This is a genomic window from Sphingobium fluminis, assembly GCF_037723805.1.
Classification (GTDB): Bacteria; Pseudomonadota; Alphaproteobacteria; order Sphingomonadales; family Sphingomonadaceae; genus Sphingobium.
Genome location: NZ_JBBJUK010000007.1, coordinates 158,836 through 179,122 on the forward strand (window position 1 = coordinate 158,836; position 20,287 = coordinate 179,122).

A 20,287-nucleotide genomic window follows, 5' to 3' on the forward strand; every position below is an offset into this window, starting at 1 on the left:
ATCATGCTGGAAGTCGTCCGCATCCCCGTGCTCAGCGACAATTATGTCTGGCTGATCCACGACGACGCCAGCGGCGAGACCGTGGCGGTCGACCCTGCCGTCGCGGAGCCGGTGCTGGCGGCGGCGGCCGAGCGCGGCTGGACGATCGGCCAGATCTGGAACACCCACTGGCATGGCGATCATGTCGGCGGCAACGCCGCGATCAAGGCGGCGGCACAGGCATGGGGCGGCTGCATCATCACCGGCCCGGCGGCGGAGGCGGAAAAGATCGGCTCGCTCGATCGGCTGGTGGATGGGGGCGACAGCGTCCGCATCGGCGATCATGTGGCGCAGGTGCTCGCGGTGCCGGCGCATACGGCTGGCCATATCGCCTATCATCTGGCCGACGACGCGATCATCTTCGTGGGCGACACGCTCTTTGCCATGGGCTGCGGCCGCCTGTTCGAGGGTACGGCGGCCCAGATGTTCGCCAATATGGCCCTGTTCCGGGAACTGCCCGACGAGACGACCGTCTATTGCGCACATGAATATACGCAATCCAACGGCCACTTCGCCCTGACCGTTGAACCGGATAACGCAGCGCTGCGGCAACGGGTGCAGGCGGTCGACGCCGCCCGCGCGCTGGGGCAGGCGACGGTGCCGACGACGATCGGGCTGGAGCGCGAGACGAATATCTTCCTGCGCGCCGCCAATGTCGATGAACTGGCGGCGCGGCGCGCGGCCAAGGATGCTGCCTGACGGTCGTCACGCCCCGGCGCCGTCTGTCTTACGGAGAAAGACCATGACCATGCGCCCCTGGATGTTGATGACGCCGCTGCTGCTGGCGGGATGCGCCGGTGCCTACCAGCCCGAACCGCTGACGCAGAAACAGGCGGCGAAGCTCGAAAAGGCGCTCGCCGGGCTGACGCCGGGGGACAAGGTCAGCTGCATCAACCGCTCCGCCTCTTCCAGCCTTACCGTCATCAGCGGCAATGTGCTGTTGTACCGCTCAAGTGGCCGGCTGATCTATCGCAACGACCTGATCGGGTCCTGCTCGGGCCTCAATCGCGGCGATACGCTGATCACGCAAAGCTCCGGCTTGCAACTCTGTCGCGGCGACATGGCCCGCAGCGCGGACCTGACGGTCGGGATTCCCACCGGCGCCTGCGCCCTCGGCGACTTCACCCCCTATCGCAAGCCGCGCTAATTTACCCCTTGTACAGTGCGTCCAGCCGCTCGCGATAGCGCTTGCCGATGACATGCCGCCGGATCTTCATCGACGGCGTCATTTCCTCATTCTCGATGGTGAAGGGCTCATCCGCCAGGATGAAACGCCGCACCCGCTCGATCACCGACAGATCGGCATTGACCCGGTCGACGGCGGCGCGCAGCGCGGCGATGTAGCCAGGATCGCTCGCGACATCCTCGACGTCCCGCGCCTGCACGCTCGCCCACTCGCGCGTCCACTCCGCATCGGGCACGATCAGTCCGACGAGATGCGGCCGCCGGTCGCCATGCACCATCGCCTGGCCGATTTCGGGTTGCAGCGTCAATATGCCCTCGACCTTTTGTGGCGACACATTGTCGCCCTTGTCGTTGACGATCAGGTCCTTTTTGCGATCGGTGATGCGGATGCGCCCGCGTCCGTCGATCTCGCCGATATCCCCGGTATGGAGCCAGCCATTTTTGAGCGCTTTTTCCGTCTCGGCCGGGTTACGCCAATAGCCATGCATCACCAGCTCGCCGCGTACGAGAATCTCGCCATCCTCGGCGATCCTGACCTCGACACCATCGAGCGGCGGTCCCACCGTATCCATCGCGATCCCCGCGCGCGGGCGATTGCAGCTGATGACCGGGCCTGCCTCGGTCTGGCCATAGCCCTGCAACAATGTCAGCCCCAGCGCGTCGAAGAACAGGCCGACATCGGGATTGAGCGGCGCCCCGCCCGACACCATCGCCTTCATCCGCCCGCCAAATCGGCTGGCGACCTTGGGCTTCAATGTCCGGTCGAGCAGTGCCTTCATCGGCAGGTCGAGGATCGACCGCTCGCCGCGCTGCGCCTTTGCCCCGATCCGCAGCGCCTGCCCCAGCAGATAGGTGGGAAATCTGCCCTGCTTCTCGATCGACTTGATGACCCGCGCGCGTAGCACCTCGAACAGCCGGGGGACGACCACCATGATCGTCGGCCGCACCTCCTCGATATTGGAGGCGAGCTTTTCGAGCCCTTCGGAATAATAAATCTGTCCCGCCAGCATGATCGGCAAAAACTGGCCGCCGCTATGTTCATAGGCATGGCTGAGCGGCAGGAAGGACAGGAACACCTCGTCCTTCCAGCCGAAATCCTCGGCCACCAGCCGCCCGGCGCCCTCGACATTGCTCAGGATCGCGCCATGATGCTGCATTACGCCCCGCGGCGCGCCGCCGGTGCCGCTGGTGTAGATGATGCAGGCCAGATCCTCGCGCCGCGCCGACTGCTCCATTGCACAGGCTTGCGGGTCGGTCGGATAATGCGCGATCAGCTCGGCCCACACATAGCAGGGGCACTGGCCCTGCATGCCGCGCAACGGCTCCATGCCGATCACGAACTGCGCCTGCGACCGCAGCACCGCCGGCATCAGGGTGGTGGCGAGCCTGGCGGTCGACACGATCACCGCGCGCGCGCCACTGTCGGTCAGCACATGCTGATGATCGCGCGTGGTGTTGGTGGTATAGGTCGGCACCGTGACGCATCCCGCCGCCATGATGGCAAGGTCCGCGATGCAGAATTCCGGCCGGTTTTCACTGACCAGCATCACCGGCTCGCCAGGCCGCAGTCCCTGTGCCCGCAGCGCGCTGGCGAGCGCGGCCACCTGCGCCGCCGTCTCCACCCAGCTGATCGATTGCCACGCGCCTGCCGTTTTGCGCCACAGAAAGGGGGTGTCGCCCTGCTCCTTCGCGCGCTCGAAAAACATGGTCACCAGATTGGGATAACGCTCGATCGCCCTCAAACTCGCTGCTCCTTGGCGTGCGGCGCATCTTCCGCGCGCCTCCTTATCGGCGAACTATAGCCGCGCGATTGCGTAACGGCCATGAATTTTGCTTGATTTTTATGGGCTTTCCCGGCGCGACGCGAGCGCCCGCTCTTGCCCGATGCCTAGTCGAACAGCCCGTCCTGCGAACCGGCAGGCGGATTGAGGCCCAGATGCTTCCACCCCGGCCCGTTGAGGCAGCGCCCGCGCGCGGTGCGGGCGATCAGGCCTAGCTGGATCAGATAGGGCTCGATCACTTCCTCGACCGTGTCGCGCGGTTCCGACAGGCCAGCCGCCAGCGTTTCCACCCCCACCGGCCCGCCGCGATAAATGTCCGCGATCATGTGGAGATAGCGCCGGTCCATCAGGTCGAGCCCCAGCTGGTCCACCTCCAGCCGTGCCAGCGCGCCATCGGCGACTTGCGCGTCCACGGTCGGCGCGCCCGCGACATTGGCGAAATCGCGCACCCGCCGCAGCAGCCGGCCGGCAATGCGCGGCGTGCCCCGCGAACGGCGCGCAATCTCGACCGCGCCGTCGGACGTGATGGCAAGGCCGAGCAGCCGCGCCGCGCGCCGCACCACCAGCTCCAGCTCGTCCACCGTGTAGAATTGCAACCGCACCGGAATCCCGAACCGGTCGCGCAGCGGCGTCGTCAACAGCCCCTGCCGCGTGGTCGCCCCGACCAGCGTGAAATGCGGCAGGTCGATCCGCACGCTGCGCGCCGACGGCCCCTCGCCGATCATCAGGTCGAGCGCACGATCCTCCATAGCCGGATACAGCACTTCCTCCACCGCCGGGTTCAGCCGATGGATCTCGTCCACGAACAGCACGTCGCCTTCGTCCAGATTGGTGAGCAACGCCGCCAGATCGCCCGATTTGGCGATGACCGGCCCGGATGTCGCGCGAAAGCCCACGCCGAGCTCCTTGGCGACGATCTGCGCCAGCGTCGTCTTGCCGAGCCCCGGCGGCCCGAAGAACAGCACATGGTCTAGCGCCTCGCCGCGCTGCTTCGCCGCCTCGATGAAGACGCGCAGATTGCCCTTCGCCGCCTGCTGCCCGATAAACTCGTCGAGGCTCTTGGGCCGCAACGCCGCGTCGGCATCCTCGGCGCGCCGGGCGGGGGTGATGAGGCGATCGTCGTCGCTCATGCCGCTGTCACGCCCGCTTCGTCATGCTGAACTTGTTTCAGCATCCATCGCACCGCTCGGCGACCGGTAAGGGGGGAAGTCCCAGTCCCACCGCAAGATCGATCCAGCCCGGATTCTCGGACTCGATCAAATTGATCTTCCATTGCCGCCGCCAGCGCTTCAACTGCTTTTCGCGCAGGATCGCCTGCTCCATCCACTCGCACATTTCGAACCGTACCAGCATGCGAACACCATATCGGTTGGTAAATCCCGGCAGGCTGCCGTCGCGATGCTGTGTCAGCCTGCCGATCAGGTTGGACGTCACGCCAATGTAAAGCGTCCCATAGGATTTGCTCGCAAGGATGTAGACGCACGGCTCTTTCATCCCATTTTTCCTCCAGCGCCAGACCCTTGCTGGATGCTGAAACAAGTTCAGCATGACGAGTACCGGAAAAACCGCTCATTTCGCCGCCTTGCGCAGCGCCAGCCGCACCAGCGCGTCAAGGCTCGCATCCTCGCCGATCTCGGCTTCCGCCGCCGCCACCGCGGCGCTCGCCTCGACCGGCCTGAAGCCCAGATTCTGGAGCGCCGATAGCGCATCCGCGCCGTGGCTGCCCACCGGCGCGATCACTATGCCCGCCGCAACCGCACTGCCCGCAGGGGCGACGCCCACCTTGTCCTTCAATTCGCGCACGATCCGCTCGGCCAGTTTGGGGCCGACGCCGTTCGCCCGCGTCACCATCGTCTTGTCGCCCATCGCCACGGCGCGGTGCACCTCCGCCGGTTCCAGCGCGGACAATATCGCCAGCGCCACCCGCGCGCCCACGCCCTGCACCGCCGTCAGCAGCCGGAACCAGTCGCGTTCCTCCGCGCTGGCAAAGCCCATCAACCGTATCGAATCTTCAGCCACCAGCATTTCGGTGTGGATCGTCACCGCCTCGCCCACCGGCCCCAGTGCCGACAGCGTACGGGACGATGCGCCGACCAGATAGCCGACCCCACCCACGTCGATGATCGCATGGTCGAGGCCCGTGCTGTCCAGCCTTCCTTTGAGTTTCGCGATCATGTCACTGGCCCTATGGTCATGGTCTGTTCTTTACAGACTGTAGCGCGCCGCGCCAGCCTTAAAGAAATCGGCGCGGCCCGGCACCAAATCCCGTTCCATGCGTAATGCTGGCCAACCTCAAGCCGATGGCTGCCCCGAACAGAAAGACGCCCATGCTTCCCCTGCTGACTGCCCGTGACTTCCAGTTCCCCGCCATTTCGCTCGCCGGCACGGTCGACCATGGCATGTATCTGCATTTCAGGAACATGCTTGCCACTGCGCCGCCGGAAGGTCTCGTCGCAATCGAAATATCGACGCTGGGTGGCGATCCCGAAATCGCGCGCATGATGGGCGAGGATATCCGCTTTCATTCCGATCTCTATCCGGGTCGCCGGCTGGTGTTCCTCGGCAAGACCGCGGTCTATTCCGCCGGCGCGACCTTCATGGGCTTTTTCGCGGTCGAAAACCGCTATCTGACGCGCGGCACCCGCGTCATGATCCACGAACGCATCATTACCAAGGACATTCGCCTGCAAGGCCCGCTTTCAACCTGCGTCGCCTCGCTCAAGGCCGTGCTGAACGAGATCGAGGCGTCGATCGCGATCCAGAATGAGGGGTTCGCCAATATCGTGCTGGGATCGCAGGTTACGATGGACGACGTGCTCGCCCGGTCGACCGAAAACTGGTATCTCGAAGCGAACGAGGCCGCCGCCATGGGGCTGGTCGCGGCAGTGCTGTAAGAAGGCTTGCGGCGCGCGGCGATTGCGCCTTTGATACGCCATGGCCAACACCGCCCGAACCCCGATCTTCCCCTGGCGCTACGGCATGTTCCTGGCGCTGCTCGCGAGCGCCGCGCCGCTCGCGTTGCTGCTGCCCTGGCATGAAGCGGTCATGGCGGGGTTCGATATCGCCGCGATTGCCTTCCTCGTGACGGTCGCGCCGCTGATCGAGGCCGACCCGGACGCCATGCGGCGCAAGGCCGCCGCCAACGACGCCAATCGCGGCCTTATGCTGCTTTTGACCGGCATCGTCAGCCTGGTCGTGCTGGTCGCGGTGGGCATGGCGGTGGCGCAGCATGGCGGCCCCGACGCCGCCAGCATCGCCCTGCTGCTCGCGACCCTGCTGCTGGCCTGGATCTTCTCCAACCTCGTCTATGCGATGCACTATGCGCATATTTTCTATCTGGCCGGGAAAGAAGGCAAGGATAGCGGCGGCATCGCCTTTCCCGACACGGACGAGCCGGCCTATTGGGATTTCCTCTATTTTTCCTTCACGCTGGGCATGACGTTCCAGACATCGGACGTAGATGTCACCACCATGTCGGTCCGGCGCGTCGTCCTGTTCCACTGCCTGGCCGCCTTCATCTTCAACCTCGGCGTGCTGGCCTTCACCATCAACGTGCTGGGCGGTTAAGGGTCGCAACGGAGGCGATTCATGGCTTGCTTACCAATTTCGCGGTAAAGCCTCGGCCATGACGCAGCCCGCCGATCCCTGCCCGAAATCCGCCGTCGGCCATGGCGTGGGCATCGCCGGGCTTGCCGGCCTTGCGCTGTGGACGCTCGCCGCCCGCCATTTCGGCATGGACGGTCCCCATGCCGGGCTCGCCGCCGTGGTCGCCTGCGGCGTGCCGATGGTGCTGTGGTCGCTGCTCGTCGACAAGGTGCATCGCAACCCCTCGACCGGTATCGACTGGACCGCCCCCGCCCGCCCGCTGCGAAGCGTGCGGGACATCAGCATCGTCAAGATCGCCGGCCTGTGGGCGACCTGGCTCGGCATCGCGATCTGCTATTGCATCGCGCGCTGGTACTGGGACGGCAATTACCGTTTTTCGATGAACCTGTTCATGGCGGCGGCACCCTGGCTGCTGCTGCTGTCCGTCCCCTATATCCTCTGGCTGGACCGGCGGCTGGTCGAACCGCGCGACGCCAGCTTCCACTTCGGCCAGTGGGTGATCGGCGGCGCGGCGGGATCGCCTGACCCGGCGCAGGTCGCGCACCACGCCCGCGCCTGGGCGGTAAAGGGCTTCTTCCTCGCCTTCATGCTGTCGATCGTGCCGGGCAATTTCGCCAGCGTCGTCGACTGGCGGATCGAGGATGCCTTTGCCCATCCGGTTGCGATGGCGGGCTTCCTGATCGCGGTCATGTTCATGATCGACGTGTGCATGGCGACGGTCGGCTATCTGCTGACCTTCAAGCCACTCGATTCGCACATCCGCACCGCCAATCCCTATCTTTCGGGCTGGGTCGCGGCGCTGATCTGCTACCCGCCCTTCGTGCTGATGGGCGGCGGCGGCCCGCTCGACTATCATGCCGGCGGCGCGGAATGGGATGTCTGGACTCAGGGCATGCCGGCGCTGCAATGGCTGCTCGGCGGCTGGCTGGTGCTGCTGACCGGGCTTTACGCCTGGGCGACGGTGGCCTTCGGCATCCGCTTTTCCAACCTCACCCATCGCGGCATATTGACCCACGGCCCCTATCGCTGGACCCGCCACCCCGCCTATCTGGCCAAAAACCTCTTCTGGTGGTTCTCGTCCCTGCCCTTCCTCGCGACCAGCGGTTCGATGGTCGACATCGTGCGCAACTGCGCGCTGCTGGCGATCACCAACGCCGTCTATTACTGGCGGGCAAAGACCGAGGAAAAGCATCTGTCGGCCGATCCCGACTATCGCGCCTATAGCGACTGGATGGACCGCCACGGCCCCGTCCCGCGCCTGTTCGCGTGGGTGACGGGCCGCAAGCATGAACCCGCGTCGCTTGCGCCAGCGGAATGATCCGCACTCGCCGATCCCGCTGCGCCTAGGCGGAAAGCGCCTTCACCTTCATCAGCGTATCTTCGGACGGCATGGCGGAAATGCTCGCGGCGATCATGTCGACCAGATTGGCTATATGCAGTTCGCACAGGGCATGGCCTTCCCGGAAGGACAGGGCCTCGACCCGCGACAAGCCCCAGACCACATCGCGCCGTAAAATATCCCTGCGCACTTTCAACACGGCGGGATCGACATGAGGGATGTTTTGCAGCAGGTCATTGGTTTCAAACAGCGCCGATGAACGGGCTTCGAACTCGTCGGCAAGATACTGGAATTTCTCGATCGCCCATAACTGGGAAATGAAACGCACCCAGTAGCAGTTGCGCCAGTTGAGAAATATCTCGTCGGCCATCGGAAAAATGAAGATGGAAGCGATGGTGCGGGGCGAAATCACGCTGCCCTCGGCGCGCTTGGCATCTTCGAGCAGCCTTCTGCGCCGCGCGTTCAATGCCGGTATGCGGTGACCCAGAATGGCGCGGATCAAGCCTTCCCGCGTCCCGAAATGATAGTTCGCGGCGGACTCGTTGCGCTGGCCTGCGTCGATGGCGATCTGCCGCATCGACGTGCCTTCCATGCCATGGGTCGCGAAATGGCGCTCCGCCGTCACGATCATCGCTTCTCTTGCCGGCAACGGTCCGCTCATTGCCTTCTTAGCCTTTCCCCTGGCATGCGCGCCGCCGCGCTACGATGGCCGCGCCTTCCATTCGGGTCGTTTGAGCCCAAGATGGTCGCGAAGCGTGTTGCCCTCATAGTCCTGACGGAACAGGCCCCGGCGTTGCAGTTCCGGGACGACGAGGCGGCCAAAGTCGCGCATGCCCGATTCCAGCGGAAACATCAGCATGAAGCCATCGGTCACGCCCGCGGCGAACCATTCTTCCATGACGTCGGCAACCTCGGCGGGCGATCCATGGACCGTCTTGGACGAACGGCTCTGGCAGAACTCGAAATAAAGTTCCCTTACCGTCATTGGCCTTTGCGTGAGCCACTCACGCAGCACCGCATCCCCTGACTTGCTCGAATTGGCTTCGGCAGGCAATCTGTCGACGGTGACATAATCGTCGATGTCGAGGTCCATGACATCGGTTTCGAGATCATAGGAAACCGTGTGCTTCATCAGTTCGGGATGCAGTCGCTGCTGCATGTCTTCGAACGCGTCGATCGCTTCCTGCGTCGTTTCGCGAACGACGACCACCAGCGCGCTCAGTACGCGCATTTCGTCACGCTCGCGGCCATAATGGGCCATCCGACCCTTGATATCCTCGTAGAACGCTCCGGCTTTCTCCACCGTGCCGTTGATCGAGAAAATCACCTCGCCGAACCTTGCCGCAAAATCCTTGCCGGGGCCCGACGACCCGGCCTGAACCAGCACCGGGTGGCCCTGCGGCGTTCGCCCCAGCGGCATCGGCCCGCGAACCTTATAATATTCGCCTTCATGATAAAGCGGGTGAATCTTCGCGGGATCGAAATAATGGCCCGATTGGGGATCACGACAGAAAGCATCATCTTCGTAACTGTCCCAAAGCCCCAGCACTACGTCGGTAAATTCGTGTGCGCGCTTGTATCGATCGGAATGCGCGATCGAATCATGGCCGTAATTGGGGGCTGCCATCGGATGCCGTCCCGTCACGACATTCCAGCCAAAACGTCCTCCGCTGATATGATCGACGGACGACGCCAGCCGGGCCAGATTGAACGGTTCCCAAAAGCTGGTGCAGGCCGTGGAAACCAGGCCGATTTTCGACGTCAGTTGCGAAAGCGCGGCCATCTGTGTGAAGGGTTCGAGCATATTGGCATATGTCAGTTGCCGCGAAACGGCATCGATCGGCCCCGGCCGGATCGACGCGGCGTCGGCCTGAAAAATGAAATCGAGTTTGGCCGCCTCGGCTTCCTGCGCCATTTTCGCGAAGTGCCGGATGTCGTGCGCCGTATCCGGCTGATCGGCAGACACCTGCCAGCCGGCGTGATGAGTCCCTGCCGGCTCCATCAGCCAGCCGATGACCATTTGACGGTTTTCAGACATCCTGGACTCCATTCGACACGTGATGCGCCAGCACGATCGACTCAGGCGCTTTATTTTTCAATGACGGTCATTAATGTACGTCATTAAATTTTGCCCGCAACTGCTATTTCAGGCTGTATAAGGCATGGGAACGGCGCGACGCGGGTCGAGCGCCGCCGACAAGGCATCACAAATGCCGTCTATCACTGGCGGAAAAAGACCGAGGAAAAGCCTCTGTCGGCCGATCCCGATTATCGCGCCCATGGCGCCTGGATGAACGGGCACGGCCCGTCCGGTGCCTGTTCGCAGATGGTGAACCGACCGAGTAACGCATGCTTCTCCTGCGAAAGCAGGAGTCCAATGTCAGGCCAGTGACTTTGAACCCCGGATTCCCGCGTTCGCAGGAACACCGCTCATCCTAAAAACTCTCTTCGGTATAGACCCGGCTGACATCGCCCTGCCACTCGCCATGATAGCGTTCCAGCAGCCGTTCGGCATGGGTCTTGCCCGACGATACCACCTCGTCCAGCGCGGACAGATAGCCGGTCTCATTATCGCCCGCACTGTTCAGCCGGCCACGCGCCGCAAGCCCAGCCCGCGCGATGTCGAGCACTTCGCCCGCAATGTCGCGCAACCTCCGGCCGCCGCCGATGGGCGCGTCGAGGCCGAGCTTCGGCACGGAATCGCGCAGCGCCTGCCGCTCGTCCATGCTCCAGCCCTTGACCAGATCCCACGCCGCATCGAGCGCACCCTGGTCGTAGAGCAGGCCCACCCACAGCGCCGGCAGCGCGCAGATCCGGTTCCACGGCCCGCCGTCCGACCCGCGCATTTCGAGGAAGCTTTTCAGCCGCACCTCGGGGAAAGCGGTGGACAGATGGTCCTCCCAATCCTTCTCCGTCGGCGTTTCGCCGGGCAGGACCGCCAGTTCGCCCCTGAGGAAATCGCGGAAACTGTGCCCCGCCGCATCGATATATTTGCCGTCGCGATAGACGAAATACATCGGCACATCGAGAGCATAGTCGGCATAGCGTTCATAGCCAAAGCCATCCTCGAACACGAAGGGCAGCATGCCGGTGCGGCCGGGGTCGGTGTCCGACCAGATATGGCTGCGATAGGATAGATAGCCGTTGGGCTTACCTTCGGTGAAGGGCGAATTGGCGAACAGCGCCGTGCCGAGCGGCTGGAGCGCAAGGCTGGTGCGGAACTTCTTCACCATGTCCGCCTCGCTGCCATAATCCAGGTTGGTCTGGATGGTGCAGGTGCGCAGCATCATGTCGAGGCCCATCGATCCCACGCGCGGCATGTGCCGCAGCATGATCTCATACCGGCCCTTGGGCATGATCGGCAGTTCCGCGCGGGTCTTGTCGGGCCACATGCCAAGGCCCAGGAACCCCAGGCCCAATTGCTCGCCGACATATTTGACCTGTTCCAGATGACGGCCGGTCTCGGCGCAGGTCTGATGCAGATTGTCGAGCGGCGCGCCCGACAATTCGAGCTGCCCGGCAGGCTCCAGGCTGATCGTGCCGTCGACCCCGGACAGGGCAATGATATTCTCGCCTTCATAGACAGGCTGCCAGCCATAGCGGGTCAGGCCGATCAGCAGCGTGTGGATGCCCGATTTTTCCTCATAGGACGGGGCGTGATGATCGCTCGTCGCATAGACGAATTTCTCATGCTCGGTGCCGATCCGCCAGCGATCCTTGGGCTTTTCACCCTTGGCGAAGGACGCGATCAACTGGTCGCGGCTCTCGATGAGGGGGTCGCGTTCCCCGGAGTCTGTCCTAGTGCTCATGCCCCGCCTTAGCGATTCCCCGTCGCGCGTCAAAGCCGAGCGCGCGCGGCACAGATAGGAAGCCCCCTGTCATGCCGCAATCCGATTTCGGAATGAAACGGACAATCGGGCGCGACGGCCGGCGATAAATGCGCCTGTCCTATTGCCGATGCGCGATGCTAGACGGAACGCCATCGCTCTTTCTCATCGTGATGCCCCTTCTGCCAATTTGTAATTATATTACCGGTTCGCGACATAAATGGGCGAAATATGCGGGAAATATGCGAAGTTAAGCGGTCGGCGGCGGCCCGCGCCAGTCGCCATTGATCGTCATCCACGCCGCCGTCGCGGCGATCGCCGCCGTCTCCGCCCGCAATATCCGTGGGCCAAGCGACACCGGCACCGCCTCCGCCACGGCGCGGATCGCTTCGCGCTCCGCAGGATCGAACCCGCCCTCCGGCCCGATCAGGAAGGCAGCCGGTCCGCGATGCCTTTCGAGCGCATCCCCCAGCGGCGCGCCACCGGTTTCGTCGGCGAAAAACAGGTGCCGCCCCGCCGGCCAGCCCTTGAGCAGCGCGTCCAGCTTCACCATCGCGCCCAGTTCTGGCAGCGCCGTTCGTCCGCATTGCTCCGCCGCCTCGACCAGATGGGCATGGAGCCGGTCGAAATTGAGCTTGTCCACCACCGCCCGCCGCGTCAGCACCGGCTGCAATTTCGCCACGCCAAGCTCGCACGCCTTTTCCGCGATCAGGTCGATCCGCCCCTTGCGGATCGGCGCGCAACACAGCCAGAAATCGGGCACGGCCTCGGGCGGCCTGGTCCGGCTGATGCAATCGAGCATCAGGTCGCGCTTGCGCACATCGCGCACCCGCGCCGCCCATTCGCCCGACCGCCCGTCGAACAGCAGCACTATGTCGTCCGCCTTCACCCGCATCACGCTGATCAGATAATGGGCGGGGTTGCCGTCGACCGGCACCGCGACGCCTTCGCCCAACTGGGTTTCGACATGCAGCCGCGGCGCGCTTTGCGGGGGCCAGGCGGGGGTGGCGGTCATCGTCGCACTCTTTCATTCAGCTTGTCGAAATGCCATTTCACTCTTTAGGGAAGTCGTGGGCCGCGACAAGCGTGACTCGATCGGAGTTGAAGTTGAGCCAAGCCATCGTCCCCGACAGCCAGGCGCACGGCCTGCTCGCTCTGCTGCCGGATCTGCCCTGCAATCTCGCGCTGCTGGCGCGGCTCGACCGGCCGATCGGCTGGTGGCTGCTCTACTGGCCGGGCGCCTGGGCGGTCGCGCTGGCGAGCGGTGCCGGGGATCGCTGGCCGCTCTTCTTCTGGCTGCTGCTGGGCAGCATCGCGATGCGCGGCGCCGGCTGCGTCTTCAACGATATCGTCGACCGCGATCTCGACGCTAAAGTGGCGCGCACCGCCTCCCGCCCGCTGGCGAGCGGCGCCGTCGCGCTCGCGACCGCTTGGGGCTGGCTCGTGGCGCTATGCCTCGTCGGCCTCGTCGTCCTGCTCCAGCTGCATCGTCCGGCCCAACTGGTCGCGCTCGCCAGCCTCGCACTGGTTGCCGCCTACCCGTTCATGAAGCGCATCACCGGCTGGCCGCAGGTCTGGCTCGGCCTCGTCTTCTCCTGGGCCGCGCTGGTCGGCTGGACCGAGGTGGCGGGCGACCTGACGATGCCGGGGCTGCTGCTCTACGCCGGCTCGATCTTCTGGGTGATCGGCTACGACACGATCTACGCGCTTCAGGACCGGGAGGACGATGCACTGATCGGCATCGGATCGAGCGCGCTGTCCATGGGTCGCCATGTCCGCGCCGGGGTAGCGCTCTGCTATGCGCTCGCGCTCGCGCTCTGGGCCGCCGCGCTCTGGCAGGTCCGGCCGCAGTGGCTTGCCATGCTCGCGCTGCTGCCGATGGCGGGCCACCTGCTCTGGCAAGTGGCGACCCTGCGCGAGGGCGGCGTTGACCCGCTGGCGAAATTCCGATCCAATCGCTTTGCCGGCTTCCTGATGCTGCTCGCCTGCCTCGTCGTGGGTGCAGCATGAGCGTGTCCGTGCCCGGCCCCATTCCCGGCGACGATTGCTGGCGGATCGAACAGGCGACCCGCGCCAGCGTCATCATCGACGCCGACGCCTATTTCCGCCACGCCCGCGCAGCCATGCTCAAGGCGAAACAGCGGATCATGCTCATCGGCTGGGATTTCGACGCGCGCATCACCCTGATCCGAGAGGATGAGGCGGACGACGGCGCCCCGGTCATCATCGGCGATTTCATAAGCTGGCTGGTCGATCGCAATCCCGACCTCGAAATCTACCTGCTGCGCTGGGACATCGGCGCGATGAAGTCGATGATCCGTCCGACCAATCTCGTCACGACGCTCAAATGGATGTGGCATCCGCGCGTGACGGTGAAGCTCGACAGCCATCATCCCCCCGCCGCCTCGCATCACCAGAAGATCGTCGTGATCGACGACTGTTTCGCCTTTTGTGGCGGGATCGACATGACCGCCGACCGCTGGGACTCGCGCCATCATCGCGATGAAGATCCCGGTCGCCATCATCCCGACGGGTCTGCCTATGGCCCGTGGCACGATGCGACCACGGCGCTGCAGGGGCCGGTCGCCGTAGCGCTTGGCGACCACGCCCGGGCGCGATGGAAAGGGGCCGGCGGCGAAGAGCTCGCGCCGATCCTGGGTGAACATGATTGCTGGCCGGACGCGTTGCCGGTGCAGTTCCGCGATGTCGAAATTGCCATCGCCCGCACCGCGCCGGCGATGGACGACCAGGACGAATTGATCGAGATCGAGCGGCTTTATTGCCACCAGATCGCCGCTGCCCGCCGCTGCATCTACGCCGAAAGCCAGTATTTCGCCTCCCGTCGCATCGCCGAGGCCATCGCCGCGCGGCTGGGCGAAGCCGATGGGCCGGACATCGTCATCATCAATCCGACCGAGGCGGACGGATGGCTAGAACAGCAGGCGATGGACACGGCGCGGGCGCGTCTGTTCGAAGCGCTCAAGGCGCGCGACCCGCACGGCCGCCTACGCATTTATCATCCCTTCACGGTTCGCGGCGCGCCCATCTATGTGCATGCCAAGATCCTGATCGTCGACGACCGGCTGATCCGGGTCGGCTCCTCCAACATGAATAACCGTTCCATGCGGCTCGATACCGAATGCGACGTCTGCATCGATATGGCGCTACCCGGCAATGCCGGCCACAGCAAAGATCATGGCGCGGTCATTCTGGGCATTCGCGACGAACTGATCGCCGAGCATCTCGATCTGCCACCCGAGCGCGTGGCGACGGTGATCGCGGAGCGCGGCCTCATCGCCGGCATCGAGGAATTGCGGGGCAAGCCCGGACGCACCTTGCGGCCCTATGTCACGCCCGATCTCAACGACGTGCAGGCCTGGCTCGCCGATAATGAGATCCTCGATCCCGAAGGTCCGGGCGAAATGCTGGAACCGATCCATGAGCGCGGCCTGTTCCGGCGGATGCGTAGTGCGGCGGGCAGGCTCAATCTGCTCGCGCATCGGCCTGACACAGCAGAAGACTGAGGCGCTATTCCGCGGCCAGCATCGCCCCGGCTCCGTCCAGACTGACCGACACGAGCCGGCTGATCCCCTGCTCGACCATGGTCACGCCGAACAGCCGGTGCATCCGCGCCATGGTGACCGCATTATGCGTCACGATCAGATAGCGGGTCCGCGTCTGCGCCACCATTGTGTCGAGCAGGTCGCAGAAACGCTCGACATTGGCGTCGTCCAGCGGCGCGTCGACCTCGTCCAGCACACAGATCGGTGCGGGGTTGGTGAGGAACAGGCCAAAGATCAGTGCGACGGCAGTCAGCGCCTGCTCGCCGCCCGACAGCAAGGTGAGCGTAGCCAGCTTCTTGCCCGGCGGCTGGGCCATGATCTCCAGGCCGGCCTCCAGCGGATCGTCGCTGTCGATGAGCGCCAGATGCGCCTGCCCGCCGTTGAACAGGGTCGTGAACAGGCGGCGGAAATGGCTATCGACTGCCTCGAAGGCCGCGAGCAGCCTTTGCCGACCTTCGCGATTGAGGCTGCCGATCGAGCCGCGCAGCCGGTTGATCGCCTGCGTCAGTTCCCCGCTTTCCGCGCGACTGGTCGCCTGCATTGCTTCCAGTTCCGCCAGTTCCTGAGCGGCGACGAGGTTCACCGGCCCGATCCGCTCGCGCTCGGAAGACAAGCGGTCATGCTGCGCCTGTTCGGTCTGGGCGATGCGGATGTCGCCACTGTCGAAGTTCAGCCGTTCGGGCAGCAGCGGCGGCGGGCATTCGAACCGCTCGCCGGACAACCGCCCGGTTTCGATCCGCCGTTCGTCGGCCGCCTGTGCCCGGGCGATCGCCCCGGCGCGCGCTTCCCGGGATGCGCTCAAGGCTTCGCCCGCCTGTCCCATGCGCGCTTCGCACTGTTTGAGGGTCGCTTCCGCTTCGGCTTCGGCAAGCCGCGCCTGTTCAGCCTCGTGCGCCAGTGATGAACCCTCGCGGCTCAATGAATCGATTGCAACCTCCAGCGCGGCGGGCCGATGCTCGATCTCGCTGCGTTCTGCGGCGATCGCCTCGCCCCGCGCCACCATCGCCGCGATTCGCTTCGCCGCCTCGCCCGCGCGCCCCCGCCAGCGCCTGATCTCGGCATCCGCCGACGCCGCTCGCTCGCGGTCGTCGGCGAGGCCGCGATCGGCGAGCGCCTCATCCGCCTGCAACTGACTCACCGCCTGTCGCGCCTTCTCGCTCGCCAGTGCCAGTGTCGCGATCAGCGCGCGCGTTTCGCCGCCATCGGGCATGGCCACGCGCGCCGCCTGCGCCGCGTCGAAGTCCGCCGCCGCGCCTTCTTCGTCCCCCCGCGCCTCGATCAGCCGCTCCTCCATGCCCTCGCGCCGCCCGGCGAGCCGCTCCAGTGCGGTCGTCGCCTCGTCGGCGGCGCGCAGCGCCCGACGCAGCCGCTGGTCGGCGTCTCCCTGAGCCTGACGAGCCGCATCGAGCGCGTCGAGCGCGTCGCGCTCGGCACGGCCCGCCTTGTCCAGCGCTGCGCGCGCCGCATCGACCTCCGCCTGCATGGCCGGTCGCGCGGCCTCGATCGCATCCAGCCGGTTGAGCCGGATCAGTCGCTCGGCGGCCGCAGCCCCGCTCTCACGCGCGACGAAGCCGTCCCAGCGCCGCATCCTCCCGTCCATCGTCACCAGTCGCTGACCGACCCCAAGCCGCTGGCCATGGTCGATATGAACAGTGGCGACCTGCGCCAGCCGGCGGGCAAGTTCGGGCGGTGCGGTCACATATTCGGACAGCGGTGTGCAACCGGCCGGCAGCGCAGGGTCGCCCTCCATCGGCTCCGCCCCCGCCCAATGCCGCGCGCCATCGGCAGCGATCGGCGCTTCCAGATCATCGCCCAGCGCCGCCGCCAGCGCGCGCTCATATCCGGGCGCGGCCTTCAGGCGATCCAGCGCGCGCCCCTTGCCTTCGCCGCTATCCACCGCCCGATGAAGCGCCACTGCCTCGCCGTCGATCGCCGACAGCGCCGCCTGCGCGCCCGCAATCGCCGATTCCGCCAGCGCCCGCGCCTCACTTGCTTGCTTCCGCGCTGCCTCCGCCGCGAGCGTCGCCGCCTCGGCCCTGTCCCGATCGACGATGGCCCGACGTTGCGCGTCGATCGCGCCATCGCGCTGCGCCTCGATGGGAGCGGCTACCGGCAGCGCGGCCATCTCGGTCTCGATCCGCGTGACATCGCGCCGCACCTTTTCGAGGCGGCTGCGCACCGCCGCGAGCGCGGCTTCGGTGACTCGCAATTCGGCTTGCTCGCCCGCCTGCCGTGCCATGGCTTTCGCCAAATCCAGTTCCGCATCGCGCGCGACATGCTCTGCTTCGGCGATGCGGCCGGCAAGATGAGGGCGCGTCGCTTCGGTCCCGGCGATGCGCGTCTTGAGCAGCGCGATCTCGCCCGTCAGCCGGGCGATCGCCTCCGCCGCGTCATTGCCGAGCGTCCCTTCGCGTTCGCGATCCTCCGTCAGCCGCTCCATCTGCTCTGCCAGTTCGGCCACCCGGCGGACGATCGCCTCGCGCTCCGTGCGCAGCGTGGCGAGCCTGTGCCCGGTTTCACTGGCGGCATCGCGCGCGGCCTGGGCGGCGGCGCGGCGTTGCGCCAGCGTCTCGACCGCCGCGCCGGCGTGCGCGGAGGCGGCGGCCTGCGCCTCCTGCGCGACGGCGACCAGCGCCTCGGCCTGTTTCGCTTCAGCGCGCGCGGTGTCGGCGCTCGCGCTTGCTTCGCGCCAGCGAGCGAAGATCACGCGCGCTTCTGCCACCCTGATGTCACCCGACAGACGGATATAGCGCTCGGCAGCCCGTGCCTGACGCCGCAAGTTGCCGGCGCGTGCCTCCATTTCGATCAGAATTTCGTCCAACCGGGCGAGATTGGCTTCGGCGGCGCGCAGTTTCTGCTCGGCATCGCGCCGACGCACATGCAGGCCAGCGATCCCGGCCGCTTCCTCCAGCATCGCGCGCCGTTCCTGCGGCCGGGCGGCGATCACCGCGGCGATCCGTCCCTGGCTGACCAGCGCAGGGCTATGCGGCCCGGTGGCGGCATCGGCGAAGACCAGCGCGACATCCTTGGCCCGCACATCGCGGCCATTGGCGCGGTAGGCGCTCCCGGAACCGCGCTCGATCCGCCGCGTGACCTCCAGTTCGCCGTCGGCGCCGACCTCCACCGCGCCGAACAGTTCGCCCTGCTCCTGCACTGTCAGCATCGACACTTCGGCGAAGTCGCGTTGCGACCGCGTCGCCGTGCCCGCGAAGATCACATCGTCCATGCCCCCGCCGCGCATCGACCGGGCACTGGATTCGCCCATTACCCAGCGGATCGCCTCCAGCAGATTGGACTTGCCGCAGCCATTGGGGCCGACGATGCCGGTCAGGCCGGATTCGATCCGCAGTTCCGTCGCGTCGACGAAGCTCTTGAACCCCGAGAGTTTGAGGCGTCGAATCTGCATCAGCGGCCGGCCGGGCTGAGCGCTGTGGCCGCGCCCCTAACGGGCGCTGCTGGAAAGAGCCGCCCCCCGCCGCCCAATCAGATGCCCGCTTCCTTGAGCTTGGCTTTCAGCACAGCCCATGTCGTGGCGTTTTCCACCACCGCGTCGTTGATCAGGAAGGTCGGCGTGCCGCTGAGCTGATACTGGCTGTTGGCCGCTTCGACGCCCTTGGCCAGTTTTTCGGCTGCGGCAGTATCCGCCAGACATTGATCCGCCTGCGCTTGCGCGATGCCGCGCTGTTTGGCGAAGTCGACAAGTCCGACCGCCTGCGCCAACTGGCCGAAGCGCTGCTTGGGCGGTGCGCTCATCAACGCCTGATATTTGGGATCGCCCAGCGCCTGCGCCTTGGCGAACATCGCATTCTGGTTGGCGAAAAACTGTTCGGAAAGCGGGTAGAAAATATCCTTCCCGCCACAACGGGCCAGCAGGGCGGTCGCAATGTCGATCGGATCGCGCACATAGTTGCGCAATTCGTAGCTCATTTTGCCCGTGTTCACGAGCGCGCGGATTTCCTCCGACGCCTCGGCGGAAAAGTCGCGACAATGGCTGCATGTGTAGGACGCATATTCGGCCAGTTTAAGCTTCGCCTGTGGATTGCCCATGATGAAATGGCCGTCAGGCGTCTCGTTAACGGTATCCGACCAGGTCGTTCCGGCAGGCGGCGCGACGGCGGTGATCGGATCGCCCGAAGACTTGGGCGTGCCGTCACCCTTGCCGCAGGCGGCGAGGGACAGGCTCAGGGCGATGGCGACGAGGCCGGGCAGGATTTTCACGACGCGACTGGCTCCGGGGTTGTTCAGACGGGGAAGCGGATGATCTAGTTTACTGCGCGGCCGGGGGCAATGCCGCCTGAAGCGCCGCCCAGTCGGAGCCGCCGACGAGCGTTCCGTTGACGGTGAATCCGGGCGTGCCCTGGATCTTCACCTTGTTCCAGGCTTCGTCCGTCATCGCTACGAGCGCCTTGGTCGCGACGGGATCGTTGATGCACGCATCGAGTTGCCGGCGGGCGAAGCCCCGCTTCGTCATCAGCGCATATAGGCCGGTCTTCTGTCCGATATCACGCAGCGCGGCCTTCTGATCGGTGGGCTTGGCGGCGGCATCGCCATCATAGGCGATGACCTGTTTCATCCAGACGCTCTGGTTGGCGAACAGCATTTCATGATTGCCGAAAAAGCGGCGTGGGCCACCACAGCGGGCCAGCAGCGCCGCAGCCATATCATATTTGTCGCGCACCGCATGGCGCACCTCGACGCTGACCTTGCCGCCCCTCACATAATTGGCCTTCAGCGGCGCGCTCGCCTCCCCCACGAAATGGGCGCAATGGGAACAGGTGTAGCTCACATATTCGATCACTCTGGTCTTTGCGGCCGGATTGCCCATGACATGTCCGCCGACGGCCGAAATCGCGACGCGCGCGACCCAGTTCGGCCCGGCCGCGGCGGCAAAGCTGGCCGCAGGCAAAAAGATGAGAAAGGCAAGCAGGCGGATTTTCATCATCGCAA

18 protein-coding genes are annotated in these 20,287 nt (G+C 65.4%); 7 read left to right on the forward strand and 11 right to left on the reverse strand.

Features of this window, described 5'->3' with window-relative positions:
* The first annotated feature begins 3 nt into the window (after positions 1 to 3).
* Together gloB and WG907_RS16625 are read left to right on the forward strand one after the other, a co-directional pair.
* Positions 4 to 738 (forward strand): hydroxyacylglutathione hydrolase, encoded by a 735-nt coding sequence (gloB, locus tag WG907_RS16620; RefSeq protein ID WP_340234550.1) that lies wholly within the window; start codon positions 4 to 6, stop codon positions 736 to 738.
* Positions 739 to 787: 49 nt separating this feature from the next.
* Positions 788 to 1,186 carry a hypothetical protein gene (locus WG907_RS16625; protein ID WP_340234629.1) on the forward strand — a complete coding sequence of 133 codons (399 nt, stop codon included), beginning with the start codon at positions 788 to 790 and terminating at the stop codon, positions 1,184 to 1,186.
* Position 1,187: 1 nt separating this feature from the next.
* On the opposite strand, the gene WG907_RS16630 is transcribed toward WG907_RS16625, so the two are convergent.
* The 4 genes from WG907_RS16630 to ruvA form a co-directional block, all read right to left on the reverse strand.
* Positions 1,188 to 2,966, reverse strand: coding sequence for an AMP-dependent synthetase/ligase (locus tag WG907_RS16630; RefSeq protein WP_340234552.1), 1,779 nt, complete (start codon positions 2,964 to 2,966; stop codon positions 1,188 to 1,190).
* 146 nt (positions 2,967 to 3,112) lie between these two features.
* Positions 3,113 to 4,135 (reverse strand): Holliday junction branch migration DNA helicase RuvB, encoded by a 1,023-nt coding sequence (ruvB, locus tag WG907_RS16635; protein WP_340234554.1) that lies wholly within the window; start codon positions 4,133 to 4,135, stop codon positions 3,113 to 3,115.
* Between the two features lie 37 nt (positions 4,136 to 4,172).
* Positions 4,173 to 4,499 (reverse strand): GIY-YIG nuclease family protein, encoded by a 327-nt coding sequence (locus tag WG907_RS16640; protein ID WP_340234556.1) that lies wholly within the window; start codon positions 4,497 to 4,499, stop codon positions 4,173 to 4,175.
* A gap of 75 nt (positions 4,500 to 4,574) precedes the next feature.
* Positions 4,575 to 5,180, reverse strand: a complete 606-nt coding sequence (gene ruvA, locus WG907_RS16645) for a Holliday junction branch migration protein RuvA (RefSeq protein ID WP_340234557.1) — start codon at positions 5,178 to 5,180, stop codon at positions 4,575 to 4,577.
* 152 nt (positions 5,181 to 5,332) lie between these two features.
* Here ruvA and WG907_RS16650 point away from each other — a divergent pair, with 152 nt between their 5' ends.
* Genes WG907_RS16650 through WG907_RS16660 form a run of 3 tightly spaced genes read left to right on the forward strand, consistent with a single transcriptional unit; the run spans position 5,333 to position 7,929 of the window.
* Complete coding sequence (locus tag WG907_RS16650) at positions 5,333 to 5,899, forward strand: peptidase S14 (RefSeq protein WP_340234559.1); 567 nt, start codon at positions 5,333 to 5,335, stop codon at positions 5,897 to 5,899.
* 40 nt (positions 5,900 to 5,939) lie between these two features.
* Entirely contained in the window at positions 5,940 to 6,572 is a 633-nt protein-coding gene (locus tag WG907_RS16655) for a DUF1345 domain-containing protein (protein ID WP_340234561.1), read from the forward strand.
* 58 nt (positions 6,573 to 6,630) lie between these two features.
* A complete protein-coding gene (locus WG907_RS16660) occupies positions 6,631 to 7,929 on the forward strand; it encodes a methyltransferase family protein (protein ID WP_340234563.1) in 1,299 nt (432 codons plus the stop codon).
* A gap of 25 nt (positions 7,930 to 7,954) precedes the next feature.
* Here the strand turns inward: WG907_RS16660 and WG907_RS16665 are convergent, their stop codons facing one another.
* From WG907_RS16665 to WG907_RS16680, 4 genes are all read right to left on the reverse strand, one after another.
* On the reverse strand, positions 7,955 to 8,611 hold the full coding sequence (locus WG907_RS16665) for a TetR/AcrR family transcriptional regulator (protein WP_340234565.1): 657 nt from the start codon (positions 8,609 to 8,611) through the stop codon (positions 7,955 to 7,957).
* Between the two features lie 39 nt (positions 8,612 to 8,650).
* Entirely contained in the window at positions 8,651 to 9,988 is a 1,338-nt protein-coding gene (locus tag WG907_RS16670; RefSeq protein WP_340234567.1) for an NtaA/DmoA family FMN-dependent monooxygenase, read from the reverse strand.
* 397 nt (positions 9,989 to 10,385) lie between these two features.
* Entirely contained in the window at positions 10,386 to 11,759 is a 1,374-nt protein-coding gene (locus tag WG907_RS16675; RefSeq protein WP_340234569.1) for a glutamate--cysteine ligase, read from the reverse strand.
* 268 nt (positions 11,760 to 12,027) lie between these two features.
* Positions 12,028 to 12,792, reverse strand: coding sequence for a 16S rRNA (uracil(1498)-N(3))-methyltransferase (locus tag WG907_RS16680; RefSeq protein WP_340234571.1), 765 nt, complete (start codon positions 12,790 to 12,792; stop codon positions 12,028 to 12,030).
* 92 nt (positions 12,793 to 12,884) lie between these two features.
* Between WG907_RS16680 and ubiA the strand changes: the two genes are divergently transcribed.
* Together ubiA and WG907_RS16690 are read left to right on the forward strand one after the other, a co-directional pair.
* The gene (gene ubiA / locus WG907_RS16685) at positions 12,885 to 13,787 is read left to right on the forward strand and encodes a 4-hydroxybenzoate octaprenyltransferase (protein ID WP_340234573.1); all 903 of its coding nucleotides are present in this window, start codon (positions 12,885 to 12,887) and stop codon (positions 13,785 to 13,787) included.
* The gene (locus tag WG907_RS16690) at positions 13,784 to 15,301 is read left to right on the forward strand and encodes a phospholipase D-like domain-containing protein (protein ID WP_340234575.1); all 1,518 of its coding nucleotides are present in this window, start codon (positions 13,784 to 13,786) and stop codon (positions 15,299 to 15,301) included. The genes ubiA and WG907_RS16690 overlap by 4 nt, the downstream gene beginning before the upstream one ends.
* Before the next feature lie 4 nt (positions 15,302 to 15,305).
* On the opposite strand, the gene WG907_RS16695 is transcribed toward WG907_RS16690, so the two are convergent.
* The 3 genes from WG907_RS16695 to WG907_RS16705 all read right to left on the reverse strand — a co-directional run bounded on the left by WG907_RS16695 (position 15,306) and on the right by WG907_RS16705 (position 20,282).
* Positions 15,306 to 18,746, reverse strand: a complete 3,441-nt coding sequence (locus WG907_RS16695) for a chromosome segregation SMC family protein (protein WP_340234577.1) — start codon at positions 18,744 to 18,746, stop codon at positions 15,306 to 15,308.
* 77 nt (positions 18,747 to 18,823) lie between these two features.
* Positions 18,824 to 19,558, reverse strand: a complete 735-nt coding sequence (locus tag WG907_RS16700) for a thioredoxin domain-containing protein (RefSeq protein ID WP_340234579.1) — start codon at positions 19,556 to 19,558, stop codon at positions 18,824 to 18,826.
* A gap of 49 nt (positions 19,559 to 19,607) precedes the next feature.
* The gene (locus WG907_RS16705) at positions 19,608 to 20,282 is read right to left on the reverse strand and encodes a thioredoxin domain-containing protein (protein ID WP_340234581.1); all 675 of its coding nucleotides are present in this window, start codon (positions 20,280 to 20,282) and stop codon (positions 19,608 to 19,610) included.
* Positions 20,283 to 20,287 lie beyond the last annotated feature (5 nt).